The organism is Enterococcus sp. CSURQ0835, from assembly GCF_902706605.1.
Lineage (GTDB): Bacteria > Bacillota > Bacilli > Lactobacillales > Enterococcaceae > Enterococcus_A.
Map to the genome: position 1 here is coordinate 14,382 of NZ_CACSLH010000008.1, position 24,128 is coordinate 38,509.

A 24,128-nucleotide genomic window follows, 5' to 3' on the forward strand; every position below is an offset into this window, starting at 1 on the left:
TCTTATTCGCCCTCTTTTGCTAAATGTAATAAGTATTGTCCGTATTGATTTTTCTTCAATGGTTGTGCTAGTTCTACCATGTGTTCACGGGTGATGTAGCCCATTCGGTAGGCGATCTCTTCTAGACACGCGACTTTTAAGTTTTGGCGTTTTTCGATCGTTGAAATAAATGTTGAAGCTTCAAGTAATGATTCGTGAGTCCCGGTATCTAACCAAGCAAAGCCGCGGCTCATCACTTCGACAGATAATTTGTTGCGTTTCAAATATTCTTTGTTGACATCGGTGATCTCTAACTCGCCGCGTGCAGAAGGTTTGATATTTTTAGCGATTTCGATCACATCGTTGTCGTAAAAATATAAGCCGGTAACTGCATAATGAGATTTTGGTGCTTCAGGTTTTTCTTCAATCGAAACCGCCCGCATGTCATCATCGAATTCTACTACGCCGAAACGTTCTGGATCATTGACGTGATAACCAAAAACAGTCGCACCAGTTTCTTTACTAGCTGCGCGTTGCAACATTTTCGACAGTCCGTCGCCGTAATAAATATTATCGCCTAACACGAGACAAACACTATCAGAACCGATAAACTCTTCCCCAATAATGAAAGCTTGCGCCAACCCATCAGGACTTGCTTGAACGGCATATTCAATCGAGATACCTAAATCAGAGCCGTCTCCAAATAATTCTTCAAAGCGTGGTGTATCTTGCGGAGTCGAAATGATCAAAATTTCTTTGATCCCCGCTAACATCAAAGTAGACATTGGATAATAGATCATCGGTTTATCGTAGATCGGCATTAATTGTTTTGAAGTGGCTTTGGTCAACGGATACAAACGTGTTCCGCTGCCGCCAGCTAAAATGATTCCTTTCATTTCCTCGCTCCTAACTTTTATTTGAATCCATACGAAATTATTATACCGTATGTTGGTAAACAGGATAAGACCCTTTAGGAATTCTTTCGAAATTCCCGCTCGCGTTTGCGTACTTCTTGATAAGCGTGAAACCGCCATTTAAACTGTTGCCAGCGACTTGAAGTCGTCGCGATCTCTGACGCATTCAACGCATGGCGCCGGTATAAAACAAGCGGTGCCGCGATGAACTGAACTTTTTTTTGCCGGTCAGCCAACAGCCCGATCCACATATCATGCATCGGAACTTTTTCTGGGATCGGCAAGATCATTTTCTTTAGTTCCGCTCGAAAAGCCATCCCAGCGCCAATATAACTGCTGCGTAATAAATTGGGCCAAAACCCGCTGCGAGTCCGTCGAAATTTTTGATAGGAAGCTTCCAGCGGTTTCAATTGATCGTCCACGATCACCAAATCAGAGATGATGACTTGTGTTCGGGGCTGCTGCGTAAACAAGGTGACGATCGTCGCGACTTTTTCCGGCTGCCACACATCATCTTGATCACTTAAAAAAATAATCTCGTTTTGACTATGTAAGATGGCATTTTCGACATTGGTCCGAATGCCTTGCTGAGGATTTTGAAATAATTTGATCCGCGGATCATTTGTCTGATAGTTTTGCAACAATTCCCACGTGCCATCACTGGAATGATCGTCTGAAATGATCAGTTCATCGGTTGCTTGTAATTGATTTAAGATGCTGTCTAATTGCTGATCGATAAATTTTTTTCCGTTATACGTCGCCATACATACGGAGACCGTCAATTTTCGTTTCGTGTCCTCCATCGCTGCTCTTGCCTCCTAAAGCTTAGTACGTCGAGCCAACGAAATCAAAACCAATGCCAGCCCCATTTATGAAAAAATTTTCCCATCGACTGCAGGAAAGTCAAAAAAAGTTTGCGGTTTTTCACTGCCCCACGCTCATATAAATGCGTGACTTGATAGCGCGGTGTGTATAAGATCTTATGCCCGGCCGCTTCCATTTTAAAACACAGATCGTTGTCTTCAAAATACATGAAATAGCGTTCGTCAAACCCGTCTAGTTCCCGAAACGCTGCTAGATCCACTACCATGAAGCTACCCGAGATCATTCGCACGTAACTGTCACGATCATCTGGCAAATCACGACATTCAAAACGAGCTAAACGTTTGGCAAACATTTTTTTGACGAATTTAAACGGAATGAAACGCAACGCATAATCAAACACACTCAAGCGTTGACGGATCAAATACTGCGTCGAGCCATCTTGATTCAAAATCTTGGGGGCGACCATGCTACATTCGGGATGCAGCTTCAATAACAACACTAACTTAGTGATGACTTCTTCTTTTAATAAGATATCTGGATTGAAAATGATCCCGTAACGTTCTGAAGCGGTTAACAGATTTTGATTGTGACCAAAACCAAACCCTTTGTTGGCAGGATGGAACACTACCTCCACAAAGGGTATAGTCGCGTATTCTTTTAGGCGCTTGCGATACTCTTCATCAGAATGATTATCAAAGATCTTGATCAAGACGTTCGCTTCTTCACCTAAAGACTCGATCAAGGTCGCAAGACTCATAAAAAGTTTGTCACTGTTGTGGGTGACGATGCTGATGATGACCGGTTCTGATTTTTCCATATTGGCACTCATTTCTTCAAAAATTTCTTGATCACTTGATCGCGATATTCTTTATTCCCAAAAAAATGGAACGTCTTTGTGATATAACTGTGTTTTTCGCCGATCAAACCGATCAGTTCCAGTAAAAATGTAATGGCTAATCCCATCGAAACGATCAACACGATGGTCCCAATCGTACTCGTATAATTCAATAAAAGTGCAGTAAACGAAAATAAAACGGCGATCGCATAAATCGTTAAGACCGCCCCACGATGGGTGAACCCAAGATTCAATAACCGATGGTGCAAATGTTGCTTGTCCGCACTGGAGATCGGCATGTGATTCGATTTACGCCGGACCATCGCAAAAAAGGTGTCGGTCACGGGAACTCCTAAAATGATCAGCGGCGTAACGAGTGTGATGAACGTTACATTTTTCAAACCTTCTAACGAAAGCACTGCGATCATAAAACCTAAAAACAGCGCGCCGGTATCCCCGAGATAAATCTTGGCCGGATAAAAATTATAGGGAAAAAAGCCCATAATACTAGCGACTAAACAAAAAATCGTTAATGAAATATACGTCGTGGATGCGTGTAAGAAAAAATACCCGATGACGCCGATCGTCGCCAGTCCGATCATCGAGACGCCCGCGGCTAAACCATCTAAGCCATCGATCAGATTGACTGCATTGGTGATGCCGTAGATCCAAAAAAGTGTCGCCGGAAAACTCAACCAGCCTAACGTAATGTGGCCAAAGATCGGCACCGTCAAAAAATTAAAGCGGATGCCTGAACCAAAATAAATCACTAATGCAGCAAGTAAAATTCCCAAACTTTTTTGTTTTGGTGTCAATTCAAATTTATCATCTAACAAGCCCGTAATCACGATCACGCTACCGCCTAATAAGATCGGTACCACGTAACTGCGGGGGATCAAATTATGGAAAAACAACAATGTCGAAGTCGCAAACGCAATAAAAATCGGTAACCCGCCGGCGCTTGGCATCGGAACTTTGTTGATCCGCCGCGCGTTTGGATTATCCACTAACCCTAACTGGACCGAAACAATCTTAAAGATGGGCGTTAAGATCAAGGCTAAGACAAACGTCAAAAAGTATTTGATCACGATCCCAAATGAAACCAGCACACTTATTTCCTCCTCGTTTTGAGCTGACAGACAGCTCACCCAAACTATTGCATTTCATGCAATGACTCAAAATCATTATAACGAAACTTGGAATGTTTACAAGTCGCTGGTGGTAAAGAAAACTGAAATAAACTCGGTAAGCTAGCTTAGGCACACGCCCTTTTTGATCCGTGACTTAGCTTGCAAAAAGTCAGTCCAGTTCATTCGACTGTTTTTTAGCTTTGCGTTGGGCCAACTTTTTTTTCACGAAGGCATCAAAGCGACTTTCTTTAGCTTCAAATTGTTTGCCGGTTCGATATTCTTCGATCGTAACGTTTAAAACACCGCCAAAGATCAAGATCATCGCCGTAAAATTCAACCAAAACATCAACACGATAAAACTTCCGATGATTTGATAACCAGAGACACTTTTGGCAAACGTGCGCGCATAAAAACCAAAACCTTGTGCTAAGGCCATCCAACCGATCGTCGCAAACAGCGTACCTGGAAGCGTTGACCGCCATTTGATTTTAGCATTCGGCAAGGCTTTATACATCGCCGATAAAATTGCTAAAAACGCGAGAATGATGATCGGCCAGCGTAACGTTAGAAAGACGGTCACGATCTTCGGTGAAAAATTAAAGATCGGCTGCAAAAATTCTAACACCACTTGCCCGACACTAAAGACGATCGCAACGGCGATGATCCCTAACATCAAAGCGCCCACCATGCCGGCTGAAGCGACGCGCCCTAACATACTGTTACTGCTTTCCACGCCATACGCACGATCCAATGCTTTTTGGATCGCGTTGACCCCTTTACTGGCGGACCAAATCGCGGCAAGCAACGAAATGGATAACATGCCGCCTGAATTACTAGTCAACAAATTTTTGATCGCTGGACCTAAAAAGCTATAGATCTGCCCCGGCAACACTTCTTTGACATACGGCAAGACGGTCTGGGGCGTGACGTTGATAAAAGGTAAAATGTTGCCCACTGCGATCAGTAAAGGAAAAATCGACAATAATAAGTAGTAGGCGACCACAACACTTTGATCCCCGATCTCAGTTTTTGCCAAGTGTTTTTTAAACGGGGTCAAAAAACGATTCAGCTTTTCATTTTTTAAAATTTTTTTGAGCGAATCCATCCGCATCCTCTCCATCTATGAGTTAATAAGTTCCTTCTTTCCCTTGTGAAGTCAATAGCTCTGGACCATTTTTCGTGATCGCTAATGTATGTTCATATTGACAGCTGATGCCACCATCGTGCGTGTAGGCCGTCCAGCCGTTCGGGTCCATTTTCATTTTCCAATCACCCGTATTGATCATCGGTTCGATCGTGATGACCATGCCTTCTCGCAAACGCAACCCTTTGCCGGCTTCACCGTAATGAGGCACAGCAGGTTCTTCATGGATCGTCGGCCCGATCCCGTGACCGATAAAATCACGAACAACGGAAAAACCTTCTCCTTCTGCATACGTTTGGATCGCATGACCGATGTCGCCGATCCGTTTGCCGACTTGCGCTTGTTCGATCCCAAGGTACAACGCCTTTTTGGTTACCGCCATCAATTTTTCGATCTCAGGTGTGACTTGCCCGACTGCATAGGCCCAACAAGAGTCAGACATCGCGCCTTTGTATTCGACACACAGATCGACTTTGATCAAATCACCATCTTTCAATGGTTTTTTGCGGGGGAAGCCGTGACAGATCTCTGAATTGATGCTGCAACACGTTGCATACTTGTACCCTTCATAACCGATTTGAGCGGCTTTACCGCCATGGCTTTCGATAAAGTCGCGGACAAAGACTTCAATGTCCCAACTTGAAATGCCGGGTTTGATAAATTCACGCAAGTGACGATGAACATCGGCTAATAACGCACCAGATTCTTTCATCATTTCGATCTCGCGAGGTGATTTTAATGTGATCATATTCTCATTCGTCTCCTTTATTTCTCATAATTTATTTTACCATAGTCCTTTTTACTGAACAAATCAGTCCCTTGAGGATTTTATTTTAAAAAGTCTTTTGCTATAATCAGCTAGTGAAACAAAGATTTAAGGAGGAGGAATTTCTTTTGACATTAGCAAAAATCGTTTATGCCAGCATGACCGGTAATACCGAAGAGATCGCCGACATCGTGGCTGAAGCGTTGGAAGATTTAGAGTTAGAAGTTGAGATCGATGAATGTACGCAAGTCGATGCAGCCGACTTTGAAGCAGCTGACATTTGTGTCGTAGCGACTTATACTTACGGTGACGGCGACCTGCCTGATGAGATCGTTGACTTTTATGAAGATCTACAAGAGCTGGATCTTTCTGGTAAAATCTTTGGAGTCTGCGGATCAGGTGATACGTTTTACGATTACTACTGCAAATCAGTCGATGACTTTGAAGCAGCCTTTTTGAAAACCGGAGCCACTAAAGGTGCCGAAAGTGTGAAAGTCGAAATGGCCGCCGAAGAAGAAGACATCGAAAACTTAGAAGCGTTTGCCAAAAAGCTCGTAACCGCTGCTTCATAAAACAAGCGACCCTTTTTGCAGGGAACTTTGAACTAGGAACGAGCAATTTATTTTTTGTCCTTGCCAATTTGATTTATGATCGTCAATCGCCTTGCGTAACAAACGTAAGGCGATTTTTTTGTGAAGTGCAAGTACGCGTGAGTAGTCCGCTTCTTTTGTTTTCACCAAATCGGCATGGTACTATGGAGAAAATGAATTGGAGGGATTTTTAATGGTGAAAGATTTCCAAGAAAAATTAAAAAAATATGCGCATCTGATCGTAAAAGTCGGGGTCAATGTCCAACCAGCTGATACTGTCGTCGTCTACGCCAGCGTCGACCAAGCACCACTAGCTCGTTTGGTTACCCAAGAAGCTTATCAATTAGGTGCCGGCCAAGTCATCGTGCAGTGGAATGATGATCTGATCCAAAAAGAATTTTTAAGTCAGGCTGCTGAAAAATATTTGACGGAGATCCCTGAATATAAAAAATTAGAAGCTGAAACCTTTGCTAAAGAACGTGTGACGCGGATCAGTATCGTCTCCCAAGATCCAGATGCGTTAAAAGCAGTCGATGCTAAGCGGGTGGCAACTTATCAACAAGCACGCGGCAAAGCCTTGCAACCCGTCATGGAAGCAACCCAATCCAACAAATTACGCTGGACAGTCGTAGCAGCGGCTAGTCCTGCTTGGGCGAAAAAAGTTTTCCCTGAATTAGATTCCACTGAAGCACAAGTGGATGCACTTTGGGAAGAAATTTTCAAAACGACTCGGATCGATCAAGCAGATCCTGTCAAAGCTTGGCAAGTCCACGATCAAAAGATGCGCGAGCAAGCAGCTAAATTGAACCAAGAACAATTTTCTGCCCTGCACTACACTGCGCCTGGAACGGACATCACAATCGGGTTGCCGAAAAATCATTTGTGGGAAGGCGCTGGGAGTTTTGCGGCCGATGGTAATGAATTTATGGCGAACATGCCGACTGAAGAAGTCTTCACTGCACCTGATCGCAATCGGGTCGATGGCACGATCGTCAGCACAAAACCATTGAGCTATGCCGGCACGACTTTGATCGATATGAAATTTACCTTTAAAGCAGGGAAAGTCGTTGATTTTTCTGCTAAAGAAGGCCAAGAAGTCCTAGCCTCGCTGTTAGACATCGATGAAGGGGCGCGCCACTTAGGTGAGGTCGCTCTCGTTCCCGATCCTTCCCCCATCTCACAATCGGGGATCACTTTTTTCAACACTTTGTTTGATGAAAATGCTTCGAATCACTTAGCATTAGGCGCAGCTTATCCATTTAGTATCGAAGGCGGCACCGAGATGACACCAGAAGAATTAAAACAAGCCGGCTTAAACAGCAGTCAAACCCATGTCGACTTCATGGTCGGCTCAGCTGAGATGAACATCGACGGCATTCGAGAAGACGGGAGCCGCGTGCCGATTTTTCGAAACGGTGACTGGGCTTAAGTGAAACTGACCGTCTCTCAGTTGTATGAAAAAATGTTCGCCCACATGGGGCCGCAAGGTTGGTGGCCGGCCGAAAATAAAATCGAGATCTGCCTCGGCGCGATTTTAGTCCAAAACACCGCCTGGGCAAATGTTGACAAGTCGCTAGAAAATTTAAAACCCGTGACCAACTTTGAAGGTGAAAAAGTTGCGGCGTTGTCTCAACTTGAACTGATCGAGCTGATCCGTCCCAGCGGCTTTTATCAAACTAAAAGTCGGGCGATCAAAGAATTATTCCAGCTGCTTGCCACATATGACTTTGATTTTACTAAGCTCCGCCAGACATTTGGTCCTGATTTACGAAAAAAATTGCTGGCTCTACATGGTATCGGTGAAGAGACCGCGGACGTTTTGCTCCTGTATGTTTTTGATGTTCCGGTCTTTGTCGCCGATCGCTATGCTCAAAAATTATTTGCGGCTTTAGGTGTGGTCAGTAAAAATTATCATCACTTGCAGCAGCAAGTTTCAGTTGAGTTGACCTTAGCCCAAGCCCAAGAGTTTCACGGTTTGATCGATGAGTTTGGGAAACTTTATTTTAAAACTAAATCGTTTGCCGACAGCTTTTTAGCGGGCGACCAATTAGAGAGCAGGCTATAAATCAGCGCCTGCTCTCTATTTTTGCTCACTCAACATTAGTCCACACTTTTTGTTAGCGGTTACTTTTGTTATACTGAAAATAAAGGGAGTGATTCGATGGAAGAAATGAATTTTTGTCAAAGTTGTGGCATGCTGTTGCCGGATGAAAGCCTGTATGGAACCGAAAAAGACGGTAGTAAAACTCCAGAATATTGTACGTACTGTTATCAAGCTGGTGAATTTACCGAAGATGTCTCGATGGATGAGATGCTCGCCATCAGTTTGAAACACATGAAAGAAGGCGGCGTTTTAGAACAGATGGGTCAAACCGAAGCCCAAGCCGAACAAATGATGAAAGAATTTTTCCCGCAATTGAAACGGTGGCAAAAATAAACTAGACACGTGTCAACAGCAAGATTGCTCGGCTAACTAAAAGCAACTCAACTAAAAAAGCCTCTCACCTTGCGCAACTTTCCAGCAAGGCGAGAGGCTTTTAAACTAGCAGAAGATCGGTAACGTTCCTGACTGGAATCGAACCAGCGGCCTATCGCTTAGGAGGCGATCGCTCTATCCTACTGAGCTACAGGAACAACTCTTCTTTATTCTAGCTATTTCATAAAATTTACGCAAGCAGAAAAAACAAACATCATTTTTTCCGACGAGTTTGCTTTTTAGCCGGTTTGCTTTTCGAAATCTTTTTCTTGGGTTTTGGCTGGCTTTCTTTTGCTGGTAGTTCGCTGACGATTTCACCACCGTGTAAAAAGATCTCCTGCAACTCGATCCCCAGTTTACGCGTTTCTTTCTGGGCGGCTTTCACTTCATGAGGCGCTAACAATGAGATCACAGTGCCAGCTTTGCCCATTCGTCCAACGCGGCCAGCACGATGCGTGTAACTATCAGCTGTCTGGGGAAAATCCGCATTGACGACAAAGGGCAGATCTGCGATGTCTAACCCGCGACTCGCTAGATCCGTTGTCAACAATCCTTGTGCATGCCGCTTTTTAAATTGATCGATCGCTAATTTCCGTAACGCTTTTGATTCATCAGAAGCTAAACTAGCGATCGGTAAGCCGTGAAAAGCTAATTTTTGTTCCGCCGCGCCAAGATCGGCAACTTGATTGAAAAAAATCATTCCCCAAAAACTGTCCATGTTTAATAAACGGCGCAAAGTATCGACTTTTTTACGTTGTGAAACTTCGACATAATAATGGGCGACCTCACCTTGACTATCGTCTTCTTGACTGACATCGACGACCACAAGTTCTGGCTCTAACGCCTGCAACTGTGCTAAGACATGATCAGCGGTGGCTGAAAAATACAAATGTTGCGTATCCTTCAACGTGCTTTGCAAGATCCCGCCGATCAATTCTTGACTGCCTAACAATTGGTCGACTTCATCAAAGACGATCGTTTGGATATTCGGGGCTTTGATTTTTTTACTTTTCAATAATTCCAACACTCGACCAGGTGTTCCAACTAGCAGTTCGGGTTTTTTCTTCAATCCTTCTTGTTGACGTTTGACATTAGCGCCGCCGATCAACGCTTGGACTTTCATCCCTGACCCCATAAGCCACGTGCGGGCGACTTCAACGACTTGCATGGCTAGTTCTTGTGAGGAAGTCAAAATCAACACTTGACTTGGCTCACCTACTGTTAACCGATTCAACAACGGTAACAAATACGCCAATGTTTTTCCACTACCCGTCGGCGCCACACCGACCAAACTTTTTCCCGTGGTGATCGGTTCGAAAACTTTTTCTTGGATCAATGCTGGCTTGGTAAAACCAGCTTGTTCCCAGTTCGTTTGTAAAAATGGTGCTAATTTCGGCATAATTTTCCTCTATTTCTCGTCGGCGTCAAAAACGACACCGGCATTTTTTCGCATATCGTACACGACTTGATTGACGTTGCGGGCCAGTTCCACCCATTCTTCGTATAACAAGCCTAAATTTTTGTCATCCGGGTGTTCAATCACATTGGCAAAATCTCTTGCTTCTTCCACCATCGGATTTTCTAACGCATGGATGGCCATTTTTTCACTACGACCGGCTTCCCGATTATGGAACGTCGCTTCACTGATGGAATTGATCGCATCTAGCGTCAACGTTCCAAAATCAAAATAGATCTCAGACGGTTGGTAGCTGTCGCCGATTTTGCCCGTCCGGATCGTCACGTCAAAATCTTCATACCGCAAGACGCCGGTTCCCATCCCGTCGACACCAGTTGGCAATAACCGACCAAAGTACAACGACTCTTTAGGCATGCCAAACCAAGCGACAGCGGCATAGATCGGATAGACGCCAAGATCAACTAACGCGCCACCAGAAAAATGCGGCGAGAAAATGTTGGGCTCTTCACCTGCTAACACAAGATCATAGCGCGAAGAATATTTCATAAAACTAAAATCCGCCCCGATGATCCGATCTTTTAATGGTAAAAAGTCGTCAATTTTTTTAAACGCTTGTTCATGGATGTTGCGGGCCGCTTCAAAGAAAAAGACACGTTTTTGATTCACGAGCTCGATGATCGTATCCATTTCTTTTGGCGTTGAAAAGGCGGGCTTTTCTACGATAACATTTTTTCCAGCTTCGATCGCTTGTTTTGCTTGTTCAAAGTGTAAACTATTGGGGGACGCGATGTAAACCGTATCGACATGTGCGAGCTTGAAAAAAGTTTCCAAGTCTGTCGCGTATTCGACGTCACCGTATTTTTCACCGAACTTTTGCGCTGTTGCTAATTTTCTTGAATATACCGCAGCTAATTCATAGCGCCCCGTTTCCAGTGCGGCTTGCACGAATTGATCTGTGATCCAGTTGGTCCCGATAATTCCTAAGTTGATCATAACTGTTCCACCTTTCATTGATTGGGATCGTTAAAGGGATAGTCCAAGACAAAAGGCACTGCGCCTTTGACTGTGATACTATCTGCCGTTACATGACAATTATACGCTAAAACGGTCACGCCGTCTTGTTCAGCTTTTGTGATCGCTGTTTGCAATGTCGGCTGCATCGTTTGATTGATCGTCGCAAGCGTGATCGGTTCAAATTGTACGATGAACAACAAATAATTTTTGTAGCCTTCTGCTTGTGCTTGTCGCAACTCATTCACGTGTTTCAAGCCCCGCAATGTAGGCGCATCAGGGAATGCTCCGATCAATTGATTTTCCAAAGTCATGCCTTTGACTTCGACAAAACCGCGTTCCTGTCGCTCCGTTTCAAAATAAAGATCAAACTTTGAGCGATCGTAAGTATACTCGCGTTTTAATCCAGTGATCGCACCGGCTAAGCCAGGCAATTTTATTTTTCCGCTCAAAATATTCTCGGCTGCTAATGCATTGGGAATTTGAGAATCAATGTTGATCCACAATGCGCCTTTTTTGATCGCCACTAGATCGTAATCCGTTTTACGTTTTGGAGATGCCTGGTAGTTCAATGCGACCGTAGCTCCGGGTAAAAAAACTTCTTTGCCTCGGCCGGTATTTTTGACATGGGCGATCACTTCTTGTCCGTCCCGTAAGACACAGTGAGCAATAAAGCGATTGGGTCGGCTTAAAAAAGTTGCGATTTGGCTGGCTTCATACTGCATTTTTTTCACTTCCAATTGTTAAATAGTCCTTAAGGCTGATAGTAAATCATTTGACTTTATTATATAGTAAAGTCAAGTATTTCAAGGGAAAGGAGCTCCGAAAATGAAAATAAAATGGCCGTTTTTTCTAGGTGCCTCCGTTTTATTAGGCGCAGTCAGTACTACTGCTCTTCATACGACTGAAAAACAACAAACGAAAGATCTGATCGCCCGCTACGTTGGCACATGGACCTTTGCATATCCAAAAGAAAAATCGACACACACACTGACGATCTATCCCGATCTTTCAATCACGATTGATAATAAAGCGGTTGTTTATCAATTGATCGAACTTAGCGAAATGAAATTTGCGATCCAAGATCAACTGGGCTACCATTTATTGATCCAAACTGAAAACGGTCTCCCGGCGACGATCTATGATGAAGCGGACGATGTGACGATGCCGATCACGCTCGTAACTGAAATCGAAAGCTAACGAAGCGACTGAATTCGTTAAAGCTATGCTCTTATTTTTATACTAAAGCGACCTCCCACCATTAGATTATTCGTCTAATGCTGGGAGGTCTTTTTGTGACTGAATCATTTATTGATAGACTAATGCTCGTAGTTGCTGATCGATTTGTTCAGCAGCTTTACGCCCTTCTCGAATCGCCCAAATGACGAGACTTGGACCCCGTTTCGCATCACCGGCAACCAAAACTTTTTCATTGTCCGTCGTGTAGTCGGCAAAAATCTCATGGACGTCAAAAGTTTCCAATAACGATTGTTGAACCCCGGTAAAGCCCATCGCTAATAAAACCAGATCAGCTTTCAATGTTTTTTCCGTCCCGGGAATCGCTTGAAATTTCCCATCGACTTGAACAGTTTTAATCCCTACGATCCGATCGTCTTCAGTGATAAATTCCGTAGTCGAAGTCGTGTAGTAAGTCAATGGCCCATTTCCCGTGAACATTCCTTCTGCTTGACCATAGCCGATTTTTGCGACCATTGGGTATTCTGGCCACGGATTTTCAGTTGTCCGCTCACTAGGCAGTTGTGGCGTGATCTCAAGTTGGGTCACACTTGCCGCACCTTGCCGCACCGCTGAACCAAGACAGTCATTTCCCGTGTCACCACCGCCGATCACAATGACGTGTTGACCAGCTAATTTTTGATTGCTGTGACGTTCACCGGCTAGGACCTCTTTTGTACAGTCAGTCAAATAATCAACGGCAAACACAACACCACGTGCGTCACGCCCTGGAACATTGAGGTCGCGGGGAACACTAGCTCCTGCTGCGATGATCACCCGATCAAATTCTTTTTGTAATGCATCCGCTGTAATGTCCACGCCGATTTCTGTGTTCAAAACAAATTTGATCCCGACGGCTTCCATCACCGCAATGCGCCGCATAACAACTTGCTTGTCTAATTTCATATTAGGAATCCCATACATCAACAAGCCACCTGCTTGATCACTTTTTTCAAAGACCGTTACGTGATGCCCTAATTGATTCAAACGCCAAGCAGCTGATAAGCCCGCTGGCCCGGAGCCGACGATCGCGATTTTAAAATCCGTTCGTTCAGCTGGCAAGCCGGTAGCTTTGACCCAATCATTTTCAAACGCGTGATCGATGATGAAACGTTCATTGTCATGGATCGTGACGCCAGAACCGTTCAAGCCTTCCGTGCAGCCTTTTTCACACGGTGCTGGACAAACACGCCCAGTCATTTCCGGTAATGGATTCGTCTTAGCTAGTCGTTCAAACGCTTTTTTAAACTCACCGCGGTACACGAAATCATTCCACTCTGGAATCAAGTTATCATTAGGACAACCAGACACTGCACGCTTCCCACCGTAAAAAATACCGGTCTGACAAAATGGAATGCCGCAGTTCATACATCGAGCAGCTTGGGTTTGCCGTTCTTCTGTGCTTAATGGGATCTGCAACTCCTCCCAGTCTTTGATGCGTTCTGCTACTGGTCGAAAAGGATTGTCTTTTCGCTCATATTTTAAAAAGCCAAATGGATCTGCCATTTAATTACGCCCCTTTCCAGCTTGTTCGCCGATCACTTCAGCAAACGCTTTTTCAACTAACGCTTCACCCGTCAAACCGGTTTTCGCTAATTCCGCCGTGACCGCTAGCATGTGATGATATTCTTTCGGATAAACTTTAACGAAGTGTTCTTTAGCTGTTTCCCAATCCAATAAGATCGCTTCAGCTTTTTTTGAATCTGTAAAGACGAGATGTCTCTCCAATAATTCTTTCAAAATACTGTCATCGCCTGCTTCGTCTAACCCAAACAATTCCACCATCTCTAAATTACATTTCGCTGGAAATTCACCTGCTGGATCATAGACATACGCCACACCGCCAGACATCCCCGCGGCAAAATTACGACCGGTAGAGCCTAAGATCACGGCCACACCGCCAGTCATATATTCACAGCCATGATCGCCAACGCCTTCCACAACGACCTCAGCACCACTGTTTCGCACGCAGAATCGTTCACCGGCGCGCCCGCGGAAATAACCTTCACCGCCACTAGCACCAAAGCAGGCTACATTACCGACGATCGGTGATGCTTCAACGTCATAGCCCGCATCAGCTGGTGGCGTAATCACGATCCGGCCACCACTCAATCCTTTAGCCACATAGTCATTGGCTTCTCCTTCTAAATGCAGCTCCAAGCCTTGCGGGATAAAAGCGCCAAAACTTTGGCCGGCGATCCCGCTGTAACGATAGTTGATCTGTCCCGGAGTCAGCACATCATTTCCAAACCGTTCTGCGATCCAACCGCCCATCCTTGCACCCACGGAACGATCGACGTTGTTGATCCGATTGTCTACCTTGATCATTTGCCCGCTTTCAATAGCACTTTTAGCAAACGCATCGAGTTCTGGCCATTGTCGCTTCGGTAAAAATGGATCGACACATTTGCGGTTTATTCCGATATTTTTAGACAAGATACGGGTGAAGTCCAACGTTTTCGCTTTACCTTTTGCAATGTAGCGCGGCTTCAATGCTTCGGTCTGACCCACCATCTCATCAATGCTTCGGAAACCGAGTTCCGCCATGATTTCTCGCAGTTCTTCAGCGATGAACGTCATCGCATTCACTACATGTTCCGGCTTGCCGACGAAAAATTTCCGCAGCGCTGGGTTTTGGGTCGCGACTCCGACTGGACACGTATTCAAACTACAGACTCGCATCATGACACAGCCGATCGCCACTAAAACTAGTGAAGCAAAACTATATTCTTCTGCTCCTAATAACGTTGCGATCGCAACATCACGTCCCGTCATCAATTTCCCATCGGTTTCTAAAATCATTCGCTGCCGCAAATCATTCATCGAAAGTGTTTGATGCGCTTCAGTCAAGCCCATTTCCCAAGGCAAGCCCGCATCACGAACAGAATTTCGCGGGGAAGCACCCGTCCCGCCATCGTAACCTGAGATCACGACGATATCCGCGCCGGCTTTAACTACGCCGGTTGCGATCGTGCCAACACCTGTACTAGAAACTAATTTGACATTGATCTTCGCGTAAGGATTGATCGCTTTTAAATCATAGATCAATTGCGCCAAGTCTTCGATGGAATAAATATCATGATGCGGCGGTGGCGAGATCAAACGGACACCAGGCGTTGAACCTCGGATCTCTGCTACCCAAGGAAAGACTTTATTGCCTGGCAACTGCCCGCCTTCACCCGGTTTTGCACCTTGAGCCATTTTGATCTGTAATTCTTCGGCACTCATCAAATATTCTGCATTCACGCCAAAACGACCAGACGCGACTTGTTTGATCTTGCTGTTGAAATTTTTGCCGTCTGCTTGTGGTCTGAAACGCGCGCGATTTTCGCCACCTTCACCACTGTTGGATTTAGCGCCGATCGAGTTCATCGCTTCGGCAATACATTTATGGGCTTCTTCACTCAGCGAACCATAAGACATGGCCCCGACTTTGAACCGTTTAACGATCGCTGAGACCGGCTCGACTTCTGCTAAGGCCACGGACGGACGCTGGCTAGAAAATTCCCACAATGAACGTAATGTCGTCGGTTCACTTAATGCTTCGTGATCCATTTTTTGGCTGTACTCTTTATACAACCCATAATCTCCACTGCGTACGGCTTGTTGGAATTGATAAATGGTCGTTGGGTTGTACAAATGGTGTTCCCCTTCTGCACGATATTGGAAACTCCCGCCTGACGGAAGTGGGTCATGCTGTTTTTGACCGGTCGCTTGTTGGAAACGAGCTAAGTATTCTTGTTCGATCTCAGCTAGCGTCAAACCACCGATCCGACTAGCAGTTCCGGTAAAATATTTTTCGGTGACTGCCGGACTGATCCCCACTGCTTCAAATAATTGCGCACTATGGTAACCTGCGATCGTCGAGATTCCCATTCGCGACATGACTTTGATGATTCCCTTTTCAGCGGCTTTCCGATAATTTTCTAACCCGTGCTCAACAGTAAAGTCACTTAACGTTGCATAGGCACCATACGGATGGATCGCGCTAGCACCATACCCCAATAAAGTAGCAAAATGATGCACTTCACAGACTTCTGCCACATCCACCACAAAACTGGCTTGCGCACGTTTGCCTTTACGAACTAAATGATTGTGTAAGCCTGCTACCACTAACAAAATCGGTGCGGCCATTTGATCGGCTGCGCGCTTACGATCACTCAAGATGACAATCGTTGCGCCTTGATCGATCGCTTTTTCAGCTTGCTGGAAAATGACTTCCAACGCTTCTTCTAATTGGTTGTGATTTTCAGTCACGTGATAAAGCGTTGAGATCGTCACCGCTTTTTGCTGCGCTTGATCGAGTGTCCGAATTTTTTCAAAGTCAGCCGAACTTAACACTGGGCTGTCGATTTTTAATTTTTGACAATTTTCAGCGCTGTCGTAACGAATATCGCCATCACGACCTAAAAATAGTTCCGTCCCGATCACCAGTTGTTCTCTGATCGCATCGATGGGCGGATTCGTCACTTGGGCGAATTGTTGTTTGAAATACGTGAACAACGACTGCGGCTTATTACTTAAGACAGCTAACGGAGAATCAAATCCCATCGAGATGACCGGTTCTTCACCTCGCTCTGCCATCGGTAAGATCGCGCCCCGAATCATATCATCAGTATAACCATTCAATTGCCACAACTGATGTAAATCAGTTTTTGTCATCATCGTATCATTGTCAGGTGCTACGGGCGCTACTAATTCGGCTAACGTCAACCGATGTTCTTGCAACCATTTTTGATAAGGGTATTGTTTAGCATATTTTGCTTTGACTTCTTCGTTGCGATAAAATTTTCCGCGTTTCGTGTCCACTAAGATCATATTCGCTGGTCCCAAGACACCTTTTTCGATTACGTTTTCTGGCTTGAGATCAATGACGCCTGATTCAGAAGCAACCAGTACCAGCCCATCTTTTGTGATCGAATAACGGGAAGGACGCAAGCCATTGCGGTCAAGCGCAGCCCCCACCATTTCGCCATCAGTGAAACACAAAGCCGCCGGACCATCCCAAGGCGCCATAAAACTAGCATTGTACTCACTAAACGCAGTCAACTCATCGGCAAGTTTCGCTTCTTTTGACCAAGCTTCTGGAACCATCATCATTAAAGCTTGCGGAATCTCGCGGCCATTACGGTACAAATATTCTAAACAATTTTCTAATTTTGCTGAATCGGAATTTTCTTCATTATAAATCTCGATCCCGTGACTTTTCATCCAATTTTCTGCTCCGCGTAATGTGTTGATCTCACCGTTATGTGCTAAGAAACGATACGGTTGAGCGCGATCCCAGCTGGGAAAAGTATTGGTTGAAAAACGCGAATGGACGACGGCGATACTCGCTTCTACGCGGGGATCTTGCAGATCTGGATAAAAAAGCCCCACTTGGTAAGCATGCAGCATTCCTTTATACACCACGGTCTTAGCAGATAAACTACAAATCGAAAGTTCAGTGGCGTGATACGTTTTTTCAATCTGACGGCGCAACCGATACAATTGATCTTCAAAGGCTCGGCCCCGTTTTACTTCACTTGGTCGCCCTAAGAAAAGTTGGACGAAACTCGGCATCACTTTTTGCGCACCAGGACCACAATTTTCAAACGCAAACGGCACCTCTCGAATCCATAAAACAGGAAAGCCAGCCGAGGCGATCTCCGTTTTCAATGCCGCTAATAAACCAGCTTTTTTCTCTGTCTCTTGCGGCAAGAAAAACATACCACACGCATAATCGCCGCTTGGTGGCAAAACCACTCCCGCGGCAGTAGCTTCAGCTCTAAAAAAACGATCTGGCAATGTCAGCAAGACCCCAGCACCATCACCAGTATCTGGTTCAGCTCCGGTTCCTCCTCGGTGATTCATCCGCTCTAACATCGTCAAAGCACAGCTCACGATCTGATGGGAGACTTGTCCGCTCATTTGGGCGATGAACCCCATCCCACATGCGTCTTTTTCAAACGCCGGCTCATACATCGTCGAATTTAATTTATCGTTATTCCTCATGTTATCAGTCCTCTTGAATTTTCTGACAATTCTTATTTAGTTTTAATATAATAATCGTTTTAGTGAACCAAATCAATCTTTTTTAGAAATTTCTTTTAAAGACTTTCGTTATCGTTCGGCTTTTACTGACGAAACGGACAAATGGAAATAATTTTATTTTTCTGCTAAGATGAACCTGATATGCCAAGTCGTGAAAGGATGACTGCAATGACACCAAATCGTGAAGATTATTTAAAATTGATTTTAGAATTAGGCGGCGATGAAAATAAAATCTCTAACAAACAGATCGTCGCTGGCTTGACCGTTTCCGGTGCGTCGGTCAGTGAGATGATCAGCAAACTCGTGAAAGAAGATTTGGTGGAACACTCCCCTTATCAAGGCGTGCAGTTGACCAAGCTCGGATTGAAAAAAGCCAGCACTTTAGTTCGGAAGCATCGCTTATGGGAAGTTTTTCTCGTCGACCACCTCGGTTACTCTTGGAATGAAGTCCACGATGATGCGGAAGTATTAGAACACGTTACCTCCGATCAGCTGGAAGAAAAAATGGATGACTACTTGGGGCATCCGGCCTACTGTCCCCACGGCGGGATGATTCCCCAAAGTGATCAAGTGATCCATGAAAAAAAACGTCAAGCATTGAGTGAGTATCCTGCTGGAACTAAGATCCGGATCGCTCGTGTCTTAGATGAAAAAGAATTATTGGACTATTTAGTCGACCTTGGTATCAAGATCCATGAGGAATATGTGATTGAAACGATCGCCGCTTATGAAGGTCCCATCACTTTGAAAAACGATGAAAAAGAAATCGCCGTCAGCTATAAAGCCGCCAGCACGATTTTTGTCGATCAATTATAAGTGCGGCAGGCTTGATTGACTAGCGCTCAAATGAATACTGACAACTGAATTTCACTAAAACGCTACTATAATAATAAAAAGCACACACAGAGAATCGCAAAGGAGCGACTATTATGGAACAACCGGCTTTATTTATTTTCTTCGGGGCAACCGGAGATTTAGCCAAACGGAAATTGTATCCTTCTTTATTCCGTTTATATGAAAAAGGTAATTTAGCGGAACATTTTGCCGTCATCGGCACAGCCCGCAGACCGTGGAGTGATGACCACTACCGCCAAGTCGTCAAAGAAACGATCCAAGATTTGAATCCATCAGAAGAAGCGGCGGAAAGTTTTGCCAGCCACTTTTATTATTTGTCTCACAACGTCAATGATACTAGCCACTATGACGCGCTGAAAGATTTGGCAGACACGTTGGATACCCGCTACAAATTGCAAGGAAACCGTATGTATTATTTAGCGATGGCCCCCCAATTTTTCGGTACGATCGTCGACCATTTGAAATCACAACACATTTTGACTGACAATGGCTTCAATCGTTTAGTGATCGAAAAACCATTTGGCTTTGATCTAAAATCTGCGACGACTTTGAATAAACAAATCCGCGCAGTCTTCCCCGAATCTGATATTTTTCGGATTGATCACTACTTAGGAAAAGAAATGATCCAAAACATCGCCGTCGTCCGATTCGCGAATAATATTTTTGAATCACTGTGGAACAATCGTTACATCGATAATGTGCAGATCACCTTTTCCGAAAGTATCGGCGTAGAAGAACGCGGCGGCTATTACGAAGAAAGTGGCGCTTTAAAAGACATGGTGCAAAACCATATTTTGCAAGTCTTGTCACTCTTGGCGATGGAAGTGCCGACTTCATTTTCTGATCAAGGCATCCGGCAAGAAAAAATCAAAGCACTGCAAGCGATTCGCCGCTATACACCAGAAGAAGTCAGCGAAAATTTTGTTCGCGGCCAATACGCTGCCGGCAAAATCGACGGAAATGAATTCGTCGCTTACCACGATGAACCAAATATCGCGCAAGATTCTGAGACTGAGACGTTTGTCGCCGGAAAATTTTTGATCGATAATTTCCGCTGGTCAGGTGTTCCTTTTTACATCCGTACCGGTAAGCGTATGACTGAAAAAGGGACTCGGATCAATGTCGTCTTCAAACAAGTACCGGTGAATGTTTTCAGCTTCACCAATGACGATTTAGCAGAAGACACGATCCCAGAAGAAAACTTACCGCAAAATATTTTGACCATTTACATCCAGCCGACAGAAGGTTTTTCACTGACTTTAAATGGCAAACAGATCGGCCAAGGCTTCAATCCTGAACCGGTCAAACTCGATTTCCGTCAAAGTGCTGAAGTGACCGAAAACAGTCCCGAAGCGTATGAAAAATTGATCCTTGATGCGTTGAATGGTGATGGTACGAATTTCTCGCATTGGGATGAAGTGGCTCAAAGCTGGGAGATCGTCGACCGCATTCGCCAAACGTGGGACAAGACGACCCCGCATTTTCCGAACTACAATGCAGGCACGATGGGACCACAAGCTGCCTTTGACTTGCTGGCAAAAAATGGGCACGCTTGGATCTGGCATCCTGATGAATGGTACCGTGAACGAGGAAAATTAGACTAACATTCAAATCAAAAGCGCGAACGATTCGCTGGTGTTTGACACCGGAATCGTTCGCGCTTTTTTTCTGACTATTTTTAACCTGCTAAACAAACTTTCCACCGATCAACTTGAACATCAATAACTGTACCATCCTACTTGCTCATCCCGCCAACCAAGCCGAACTAAATAATTTTTTTCTGCGAGGCTCGGAGTATAGTGGTGCGCACCAGTAATAGCATTAGGATTGTACAACCGATAAATCTTTTTATTCCCACCTGAATAAAACGCAATACCTTCTGCGATCCAGCCGAGACGGACTAACTGATCTCGTTCAGCCACACGTTTAGTATAATGATGGTCCCCGACATTTGGGTTATACAACCGATAAATTGGGGTCCCTTTAGAAGCCATCATGCCGATAGTTCCTTCGTCATGCCAACCTAATTTAACTAGTTGTTTTTTTTCGCCAGCATGCAACGTATAAAAATGTTCCCCAGAGTTTGGATTGTAGACGCGATACAATGGCCGCTTTTTTTCAACAGTCGGTGCTTTCCGAAAAATCGCTTGATACGTCAGATCACCAGTAACGCGTTGCGCTTTAGGCTGTGCGATCGTTTGACCGTTTTGTTCCCAGTGGTCAAAAACATAGCCTGGATCTGCAACGGGTTTCGGTAGGCTCGCTATTTTTTCACCGCGCTTGACCGCCACCAGCGTATCCCCACTCAAGCTTCCATGCTCACCAGCTTTAAATGTGGCATGATACACAATAGCTGATAAAACTTTTTTAAAAATCGCTTGGTAGGTCGTGTTACCAGTGACGATCTCATTTTTTAAGTTTGCCACTGATTGACCATTTTTCTCCCAATGACTAAAGCCATAACCAGAATTAGCGATCGGAGTCGGCAATTGAGGTAATTTTTCACCGCGTGCTACTTGGAGTGGCGTGTTGTTCCTTAATTTACCGTGGCCATCGGTGGCAAACGTTACCTGATACATAAATGGTGGCAATTTTTTAAACACGGCGCGATACATCGTGTCCGCCGTCAATTTTTCTTTAAGCGGATCAACGACTTGCCCGGCTTTTTCCCAATGGTCAAATGCGTAGCCAGGATCGGGTAGCGGAGTGGGCAGTGTGCTCAACTTTTCTCCCCGGTGAACAGTAGCACTCGTTGCACCTTGCAACAAACCGTGGCCAGCAGTTTCAAACGTCACGTTGACATCAGCTGGCTTGATCGTCCCGTTGACTGTTACATGCGCCGTATCTGCCAACATATAATTCGATTTATCAGCCCCCGTCAACTGCCAAGCATAGTCGATCGGTTTTTCCGTCCCGACCAGCGAATCACGATAGCTAGCCGATTGGATCACTAGACCAACGTCATCGGTCACATATGACGCGCGGCCGATCAATTTAGCCGTCAAGTGTGCAGCCGGCATTCCGTCATAAATTTTGTCGGTGCCGGTAAATTGGATCTCTGCGGGTAAAATGTTGTGAGGTGTAATAGTTAACAGTTGATCCAGTTGGACAAAATTTTTCTGCTGATCATCTGAATCAAACAACACCCCAACTTGGTAGGTTCCCGCATTTTTTGGCGGGGTCAAATTGAAATCAGGATCAGTAGCGGCTTTATATTCCACAGTGCCTTCTCCTAACGTGATCCAGTCAGCTGGTTTCCATAAAATAGTTTGTAATGTTACCGACTGAGCTTGTCCGTCATATTCCAAGGTCGGTGTTGCTAAGGTGAGGTCGCCTGCAGCCACGCCACTTTTCAGCCGGCGAAAAACACCGTAATAAGTTTGAGCAGGTAGCGTGCCATCTGCTTCTACTTTAGGCGAACTTCCCACCGGTCCGCTCTCACTGTCTGCATGCCAATTAAAGCCGAACGTCTTTTGCAGGTCAGCGGTCAAAGGATCTACAGGCGCTTTAAGTTGGATCCCATCGTTGACAGAACTAATGGCTAGTTCGCTTATGGGGATCGCAGAATAGACTTGGCCGAGACCGGTTTGCCGGATGCCCGTCTTTGGGTCGCGCCACGTAAACGTCACAGCAGGATCAATGTAATCACGGGTGACGATCACGGCTGTTGCTGGCACTCTAGCATTAACATAGGCTGTTTTTACCGCTTGCTTGAAATTGTCAAAGTTAGCTAAATTGGTGGCTTTGATCACTTTTAAATTCGGGCAATCGTAAAAAGCCCACGGTGTTAGCTCGACAGTTAACCCACTTAGATCAATTTCTTGTAACGCGGTGTCATGAGCAAATGCAAGTTGACCCATTTTTTTAACGTTTGGCAGACTCAAACTTTCGAGGCCTACGCACATAGAAAAATCACGCACGGCAAGCACTTCTGCTTGAGGAAAATTGGCTTGGCGCAATGCTTTATCATCTATAAAAACATATCCCTGAAGTGCTCTTACTTGGGGAAAATTGAGCTGTTCTAATTTCTCACAACTTGAAAAAGCATAGCTCTCCAATGTAACAACAGAGGGCAAGTCAACACTTTGCAAATTCGAACATGAATTAAATCCATTGACTCCTATTTGTTGCAGTCTAGAGTTCGGTGCGGATTGGACCGTCTTGATGGAACTTTCACCATAGAAGGCACTCTCTCTGTACTTTTCTTCTGGCGCACCTTTAATAGTCAAAATCGGCAATCCCTGATAGTTGGCTGGAATGACTAAATTTTTCCGATCCGCAGCTGTCGCCGTATCAGCAAAGCCATCGATTTGATAGCCGCTCTGGCCGTCGTAAGTAACCGGTGACAATTCAAATGTTTGTGCGCTCTCCGCATCACTTTTAGGCGGTAGCGTATCAGTTGGCGTTGGTTCATTCGAAATGGGTAAAGTATTTTTCGTCAGACTCGTTAAATTGTTGGGGTTTGTTGAGTTGTTCAGGAAAAGAGGCTTTGAATTGACAGATTCACTGAGGGATGAATCTGCAGAAGTTGGAGCGAAAGAGGTTATTTCATTTGGTGCTAAATTGTTGCTAGAAGAAGATGTTGGTTGGAAAGGAGTTGCTTTTATAAACGGTGAGGGTACTGTAGAAACTGTTTTTTCATTTGGCGGTGAAAAGATGCTTGAAACAGTTGAACTTGGCAAAATCATTTTGGCCTGAACAGTCACTGGCAGAATAACAAGACACCATAAAAACAGCGACAGGAGCAATCGGAGTATTTTTTTCTCCATGGGAATTTCCCCCTTTGCGGTCAAACCGCTGGCTAAAAAGTTCGCCCCCTTTTTACGCCTACTCCTACAACTTCATTATACATAAAAAACGTATATCTGTTCGTTTTGCTCGATTTGTTTTCAGATTTTTAAGGTTGTAGGTACTGAA

At 44.8% G+C, this 24,128-nt stretch carries 20 protein-coding genes and 1 tRNA gene; 8 read left to right on the top strand and 13 right to left on the bottom strand.

Going from position 1 to position 24,128, the window contains the following annotated elements:
- Positions 1-2: 2 nt before the first annotated feature.
- The 6 genes from rfbA to map all read right to left on the bottom strand — a co-directional run bounded on the left by rfbA (position 3) and on the right by map (position 5,575).
- Complete coding sequence (gene rfbA, locus GVJ38_RS04915) at positions 3-875, bottom strand: glucose-1-phosphate thymidylyltransferase RfbA (protein WP_159722065.1); 873 nt, start codon at positions 873-875, stop codon at positions 3-5.
- A gap of 74 nt (positions 876-949) precedes the next feature.
- Positions 950-1,696 (bottom strand): glycosyltransferase family 2 protein, encoded by a 747-nt coding sequence (locus tag GVJ38_RS04920; protein WP_159722066.1) that lies wholly within the window; start codon positions 1,694-1,696, stop codon positions 950-952.
- Between the two features lie 44 nt (positions 1,697-1,740).
- On the bottom strand, positions 1,741-2,535 hold the full coding sequence (locus GVJ38_RS04925) for a glycosyltransferase (protein WP_159722067.1): 795 nt from the start codon (positions 2,533-2,535) through the stop codon (positions 1,741-1,743).
- Between the two features lie 8 nt (positions 2,536-2,543).
- Positions 2,544-3,662 (bottom strand): glycosyltransferase family 4 protein, encoded by a 1,119-nt coding sequence (locus GVJ38_RS04930; protein ID WP_159722068.1) that lies wholly within the window; start codon positions 3,660-3,662, stop codon positions 2,544-2,546.
- Between the two features lie 190 nt (positions 3,663-3,852).
- On the bottom strand, positions 3,853-4,788 hold the full coding sequence (locus tag GVJ38_RS04935) for a YihY/virulence factor BrkB family protein (protein ID WP_159722069.1): 936 nt from the start codon (positions 4,786-4,788) through the stop codon (positions 3,853-3,855).
- A 22-nt stretch (positions 4,789-4,810) separates the two neighbouring features.
- The gene (gene map / locus GVJ38_RS04940; RefSeq protein ID WP_159722070.1) at positions 4,811-5,575 is read right to left on the bottom strand and encodes a type I methionyl aminopeptidase; all 765 of its coding nucleotides are present in this window, start codon (positions 5,573-5,575) and stop codon (positions 4,811-4,813) included.
- A gap of 146 nt (positions 5,576-5,721) precedes the next feature.
- Here map and GVJ38_RS04945 point away from each other — a divergent pair, with 146 nt between their 5' ends.
- From GVJ38_RS04945 to GVJ38_RS04960, 4 genes are all read left to right on the top strand, one after another.
- Positions 5,722-6,165 (top strand): flavodoxin, encoded by a 444-nt coding sequence (locus GVJ38_RS04945; protein WP_159722071.1) that lies wholly within the window; start codon positions 5,722-5,724, stop codon positions 6,163-6,165.
- A gap of 211 nt (positions 6,166-6,376) precedes the next feature.
- On the top strand, positions 6,377-7,612 hold the full coding sequence (locus GVJ38_RS04950; protein WP_159722072.1) for an aminopeptidase: 1,236 nt from the start codon (positions 6,377-6,379) through the stop codon (positions 7,610-7,612).
- Positions 7,613-8,248 carry an endonuclease III domain-containing protein gene (locus tag GVJ38_RS04955; protein WP_235032816.1) on the top strand — a complete coding sequence of 212 codons (636 nt, stop codon included), beginning with the start codon at positions 7,613-7,615 and terminating at the stop codon, positions 8,246-8,248.
- A 96-nt stretch (positions 8,249-8,344) separates the two neighbouring features.
- Positions 8,345-8,620 (top strand): zinc ribbon domain-containing protein, encoded by a 276-nt coding sequence (locus tag GVJ38_RS04960; RefSeq protein ID WP_159722073.1) that lies wholly within the window; start codon positions 8,345-8,347, stop codon positions 8,618-8,620.
- 123 nt (positions 8,621-8,743) lie between these two features.
- On the opposite strand, the gene GVJ38_RS04965 is transcribed toward GVJ38_RS04960, so the two are convergent.
- The 4 genes from GVJ38_RS04965 to sfsA all read right to left on the bottom strand — a co-directional run bounded on the left by GVJ38_RS04965 (position 8,744) and on the right by sfsA (position 11,812).
- A tRNA-Arg gene (locus GVJ38_RS04965) sits at positions 8,744-8,817 on the bottom strand.
- A 56-nt stretch (positions 8,818-8,873) separates the two neighbouring features.
- Entirely contained in the window at positions 8,874-10,058 is a 1,185-nt protein-coding gene (locus GVJ38_RS04970) for a DEAD/DEAH box helicase (protein WP_159722074.1), read from the bottom strand.
- Between the two features lie 9 nt (positions 10,059-10,067).
- Positions 10,068-11,069: a Gfo/Idh/MocA family protein gene (locus GVJ38_RS04975; protein ID WP_159722075.1), complete on the bottom strand. Its 1,002-nt coding sequence runs from the start codon at positions 11,067-11,069 to the stop codon at positions 10,068-10,070.
- Between the two features lie 14 nt (positions 11,070-11,083).
- Positions 11,084-11,812 (bottom strand): DNA/RNA nuclease SfsA, encoded by a 729-nt coding sequence (gene sfsA, locus GVJ38_RS04980; RefSeq protein WP_159722076.1) that lies wholly within the window; start codon positions 11,810-11,812, stop codon positions 11,084-11,086.
- Positions 11,813-11,915: 103 nt separating this feature from the next.
- On the opposite strand from sfsA, the gene GVJ38_RS04985 reads away from it, so the two are divergent.
- Positions 11,916-12,287 (top strand): DUF4828 domain-containing protein, encoded by a 372-nt coding sequence (locus tag GVJ38_RS04985; protein ID WP_159722077.1) that lies wholly within the window; start codon positions 11,916-11,918, stop codon positions 12,285-12,287.
- 108 nt (positions 12,288-12,395) lie between these two features.
- Here GVJ38_RS04985 and GVJ38_RS04990 read toward each other — a convergent pair whose 3' ends face one another.
- Positions 12,396-13,829, bottom strand: a complete 1,434-nt coding sequence (locus GVJ38_RS04990) for a glutamate synthase subunit beta (RefSeq protein WP_159722078.1) — start codon at positions 13,827-13,829, stop codon at positions 12,396-12,398.
- Positions 13,830-18,317, bottom strand: a complete 4,488-nt coding sequence (gltB, locus tag GVJ38_RS04995) for a glutamate synthase large subunit (RefSeq protein ID WP_159722079.1) — start codon at positions 18,315-18,317, stop codon at positions 13,830-13,832.
- 207 nt (positions 18,318-18,524) lie between these two features.
- On the opposite strand from gltB, the gene GVJ38_RS05000 reads away from it, so the two are divergent.
- Positions 18,525-19,172 (top strand): metal-dependent transcriptional regulator, encoded by a 648-nt coding sequence (locus GVJ38_RS05000; protein ID WP_159722080.1) that lies wholly within the window; start codon positions 18,525-18,527, stop codon positions 19,170-19,172.
- Positions 19,173-19,285: 113 nt separating this feature from the next.
- Complete coding sequence (zwf, locus tag GVJ38_RS05005; protein ID WP_159722081.1) at positions 19,286-20,815, top strand: glucose-6-phosphate dehydrogenase; 1,530 nt, start codon at positions 19,286-19,288, stop codon at positions 20,813-20,815.
- A gap of 114 nt (positions 20,816-20,929) precedes the next feature.
- Here the strand turns inward: zwf and GVJ38_RS05010 are convergent, their stop codons facing one another.
- Positions 20,930-23,560, bottom strand: a complete 2,631-nt coding sequence (locus tag GVJ38_RS05010; RefSeq protein WP_159722082.1) for a leucine-rich repeat protein — start codon at positions 23,558-23,560, stop codon at positions 20,930-20,932.
- 145 nt (positions 23,561-23,705) lie between these two features.
- On the opposite strand from GVJ38_RS05010, the gene GVJ38_RS05015 reads away from it, so the two are divergent.
- Positions 23,706-23,909 carry a hypothetical protein gene (locus GVJ38_RS05015; protein ID WP_159722083.1) on the top strand — a complete coding sequence of 68 codons (204 nt, stop codon included), beginning with the start codon at positions 23,706-23,708 and terminating at the stop codon, positions 23,907-23,909.
- Positions 23,910-24,128 lie beyond the last annotated feature (219 nt).